Annotated in this window: 6 protein-coding genes; 5 read left to right on the forward strand and 1 reads right to left on the reverse strand. The window is 27.0% G+C overall.

Annotated elements, in window-relative coordinates; translation table 11 throughout:
- The 5 genes from AA089_RS22550 to AA089_RS22570 all read left to right on the forward strand — a co-directional run.
- On the forward strand, positions 1-916 hold a 916-nt coding region (locus AA089_RS22550; RefSeq protein ID WP_046759288.1), incomplete at its 5' end, for an RHS repeat-associated core domain-containing protein.
- A gap of 8 nt (positions 917-924) precedes the next feature.
- Complete coding sequence (locus AA089_RS22555) at positions 925-1,527, forward strand: hypothetical protein (RefSeq protein WP_046759289.1); 603 nt, start codon at positions 925-927, stop codon at positions 1,525-1,527.
- A gap of 470 nt (positions 1,528-1,997) precedes the next feature.
- Positions 1,998-2,165 carry a hypothetical protein gene (locus tag AA089_RS22560; protein ID WP_156169276.1) on the forward strand — a complete coding sequence of 56 codons (168 nt, stop codon included), beginning with the start codon at positions 1,998-2,000 and terminating at the stop codon, positions 2,163-2,165.
- Positions 2,140-2,913, forward strand: a complete 774-nt coding sequence (locus AA089_RS22565; RefSeq protein ID WP_046759291.1) for a hypothetical protein — start codon at positions 2,140-2,142, stop codon at positions 2,911-2,913. Before AA089_RS22560 ends, AA089_RS22565 begins: the two co-directional genes overlap by 26 nt.
- Positions 2,903-3,118 (forward strand): hypothetical protein, encoded by a 216-nt coding sequence (locus AA089_RS22570; RefSeq protein WP_046759292.1) that lies wholly within the window; start codon positions 2,903-2,905, stop codon positions 3,116-3,118. Before AA089_RS22565 ends, AA089_RS22570 begins: the two co-directional genes overlap by 11 nt.
- On the opposite strand, the gene AA089_RS22575 is transcribed toward AA089_RS22570, so the two are convergent.
- The gene (locus tag AA089_RS22575; protein WP_046759293.1) at positions 3,115-3,621 is read right to left on the reverse strand and encodes a helix-turn-helix domain-containing protein; all 507 of its coding nucleotides are present in this window, start codon (positions 3,619-3,621) and stop codon (positions 3,115-3,117) included. The genes AA089_RS22570 and AA089_RS22575 overlap by 4 nt on opposite strands.
- Positions 3,622-3,963 lie beyond the last annotated feature (342 nt).

A 3,963-nucleotide genomic window follows, 5' to 3' on the forward strand; every position in this document is an offset into this window, starting at 1 on the left:
CAATTATTATCCTTTTGGTCTCAAACATAAAGGGTATAATAACAACCTTATTGGAAGAGATCATAATTATGGGTATCAAGGTGAAGAAGAAACGAATGAATTAGGATTAGATGTTATTGCTTATCAATGGAGAGATTATGATCCTGTAATAGCAAGGTTTAATAAAATTGATAGATTTTCAGAAAAGTATTACTCTATATCAAATTATGTATTTACGTCTAACAATCCTATTTTGTATCATGAAATTGCTGGCGATAGTATAGGTGCGGGTAGAGAGCATTATGATAGATTTAGACAAAATACTGTAGATAAAAGACAACGAATATTAGACAGAAGAGAAAGAAAGCTAAGCAGAGCAAGAGAAAGAGGTAATGATGATAGAGTAGATAGCCTTACAGAAAGGTTTGATTCAGAAGATGCAGATGCAAATTCAGATATTAATCGATTAAATCAAACTCTTACAGAGCTTGATGCTTTAGAAAACTCAGAACAGGTTTATAATTTAGTAACTAACTCACCAGATGTTGTAGGCGATAAAGCTGGTAATATTACTTACGATACAGATACTGGAGAAGTTAATGTAAATGTTGCTAATGGATATACTTCGGGGTTATTTGCTCACGAACTTAAACATGCTTATCAATTCGAAACAGGAGCATTATCTTTTGGACAGGGTGGTAACGGTGGCTTATTGTATGATATACAAGACGAAGTAGAGGCATACAGACGTGGCTCGCTTTTCGGTGAGTCGAGTAAAACAATTGAAAGTATAAGAAGTGAGTATCCAGGCTTAAGAGGTAGAGAAACTCAAAGAACATTAAATTCTCGGGTCAATCAGTTTGGTCCTCTAACATGGGAGCAAGGTTTTCAGAGATTAAGGGGCACTGCTAACGAGCAAATTTATATACAAAATTAAAAATAATTATGAAAAAGATAATATATATTATTACGCTTACCTTTATATTTTCTTGTAAAATACAAAGTAATATTGGAGGAAAAGTTTTAGGTATTTATGAAACCAAAAAGAAAGGTGTTTTCGGGAGAATAATGATTAATAAAGATTCTTCATTTGTTTATCAATATAATGTTGGTTTAATCAAAACTGAGAGCAAAGGCAATTGGAAATTAGAAAACAATGACATATTGATTTTACAAAGTAGTGCCGAATATTTAACAAATCAAATACAAGTAAAAGAGTATATTGGTAATAGTGAAATAATAATTAGAGATGCGGAAAATAATCCCATTCAAGGAGTTTTTGTTATTTTTGAAAATGATCAAAAAGCTCTTGAGACAGATGAAAAAGGAATTATACGAATTAATAATTACCAGAATATCAAAAAATTTGATATTCACTATTTGGGAGAAACTTATAATTATCAAATTCTTAATCAAGAAACCAATAGTTATAAAGTAATTCTATACTTAAGTGATTTGAGTAAAACTTACTTTAATAGGCAAAAATTTAAACTAAAAAATAAATCTTTAGTAGATGTTAAAGGGTTAAAATTTATTAAACAAAAATAAAGGAGTTAATGGTACAGAATAGTTGATGAACTAATTTTGAATCATAAATATTTGTAAAACAATAAATTAAAAATAGATTTATATTGTAAAAGGATGGACATAATGTTCATCCTTTTCTTTTTTAGTGTGTTTAATGGCGTGCTATCTCCAGTAGTCTAAGAATAAGAAAATTGGAATAAAACTTTTCATTGATGAAATATGATCACACCTAGTGATAATAATACTACTTCCTGAACTGATTAAAAGATAGCTTTCAGATAAAGGAGTTTCTTACAAGAAAAACTCCTGAAACAAAAACCTTAACCCAACTACGGTTTTACCATAAAACAATTAATATTACAATTTTCTTTTGTACAAATGCGAAAGTTTTTTATAGGTTAGCAAAATATTCCTATTGTTTATAGTTATAAATTTCTGACAAACGTTTTTTAATTACATTTAAAATAATGTATAATTTAAAACAAAAAGTCATGAAAAAATCAATAGTATTCATTCTACTGGCATTAGGATTATTTTTTATTAAAGGATGTACACCAGACAACATTTCAGAAGATGAAACAATCGAAATACAAGCAACAGGGCACGGAGAAGTCGGAGATCCCGATGATAACGATGAAGAAGAAGAAGTTGGTGGATAAATTTATTCTACCCATATTTTTAGTTGCAGTAATAATACTTTCTATTACTGCAACATTCTTTCATAATATACTACGAGAAAAATCTCATGAATTAGAAAATCATCTTGCTAGTTATAAGCCAATGATTGAAAATAGAGATCATTCTTATAAGCTTTTGTTAAACCAACTTAAAGATAAAAAAATTAATATTGAAAACTTTTATAAAGAATATAATTTAATCACTGAAAATTATAAAAACGAACACCAAGAATATTTAAGAATAAAAAAACAAATGAAAAGTGAGCAATCTATTTTAGGTTACACTTCATTCAAAAATTTCTTATTAGGTTTTGGTATTAGATTTTTTGCTTTGATAGTATCTTTATTTTATTTCAGTTCAAAAATTAAGAAACATTATACCTCTGCTAATCAAAAAGTTTTCTTTTTAATAATATCAAGTTCCTTTGTATTAACGTCTGCATATTGGTTTACTTGGAGTTTAGTATATAAAGTAAACTCTGTTGGCGAATATGATTTTGAGCAATGGCATCAAAATTTATTACTTTTCATTGCTCCAATAATTATACTTTCTTCTTCTTATTTTTTATTCAAACACCACCAAACTATTGAAGACAAATTTAAAAAGGTTATTAGAAATATCTTTGGCTATATATATGAATCTAAAGAAGACTTAAAGGAAGATAAAAAACAAGAGCATATTCTGAAAAGAGGACAGCTAATCAAAGAAACTATTGAAAATGTTGGATAAGAAAGACAAACAAATAATTAAAAAATCTGGTCTTTTTCCCAATGAATTTAAAAAAGAGATAGAAGACGATTTATCATCATATTTAGAAGAAACAAAAAAGCTGAGAGAAAGTACGGAAAAAAGGAAAAAGAAAAATGATGAAACATTCGCATTACTTCCAAAGGGATTTGCGTTTATGATTGGGAATTTTGAAATTAAAACCTAATTATCTTTTTTTGTAGCCTTTACAATTACTCCTAAATCTTTCAATTCATTTAAACGAGCTTCAAGCTTACGCTCAACTTTATCGTTTATAAATAGTCTTAAGTATTCAGACATTTCAAAATACTTTTCATTATTCAAAATAAATTCTTCAATTACATGAAGCATTAAATTTTTAGATTTTAAAAAATAGGCATGCTTGTTTTCTTCAAAATGCTTAATAAGTTCATCCAACTCAAATCTCACTCCTAGTTTTTCAATATAAAAATCACTTTCTTCTTTTAAATAAATATCTCCATTTCCTGACATCAACCATTCTCGTGAAACCTTAAAATTATTACATAGATAATCAACTAATAAATCAAGGGTTGTTTGATGTGGATTCTCAGTTTTACCATTTACAAAATTTCTAATGGTTACTTGTGAAACAACTTGATTTAAATCCTCAGCAACTTTATAGGAGCTAATATTAAGTTCTTTGAATACTTTGATAATCCTTTTATTCATTAAATGCGAAAGTTTTATTGTATTTTTACAAAATAATTATGTTTTTTACGAAAATTTTTATACTTTAGTAATGCCTTAGTATCAAATATAAATAAACTATAAGTAAATGCATTTAGGAAGTACTAAAAGCACGAAAAATTTATAATTTTTTATCATTGACTGGCATCAATTTTTATACATAAAATATGATTGAAAATAGCCATCATTTTTTAATCTTAAATATATATAATGTATCAATTATTTGTAACAGTGAGTGCCATTTTGTTTATAATTTTAATATTAATGCTAGTAATTATTTATTACAAAATTTATATTAGAATTAGTAAGATCCATCATATAATC

The sequence above is a fragment of the Kordia jejudonensis genome, assembly GCF_001005315.1.
GTDB classification, from domain to species: domain Bacteria; phylum Bacteroidota; class Bacteroidia; order Flavobacteriales; family Flavobacteriaceae; genus Kordia; species Kordia jejudonensis.

What these genes read in the sequence shown, in the direction of transcription:
- AA089_RS22555 (WP_046759289.1), top strand. Translation starts at nt 925, where the DNA reads ATGAAAAAGATAATATATATTATTACGCTTACCTTTATATTTTCTTGT.
- AA089_RS22560 (WP_156169276.1), top strand. Translation starts at nt 1,998, where the DNA reads ATGAAAAAATCAATAGTATTCATTCTACTGGCATTAGGATTATTTTTT.
- AA089_RS22565 (WP_046759291.1), top strand. Translation starts at nt 2,140, where the DNA reads ATGAAGAAGAAGAAGTTGGTGGATAAATTTATTCTACCCATATTTTTA.
- AA089_RS22570 (WP_046759292.1), top strand. Translation starts at nt 2,903, where the DNA reads ATGTTGGATAAGAAAGACAAACAAATAATTAAAAAATCTGGTCTTTTT.
- AA089_RS22575 (WP_046759293.1), bottom strand. Translation starts at nt 3,621, where the DNA reads ATGAATAAAAGGATTATCAAAGTATTCAAAGAACTTAATATTAGCTCC.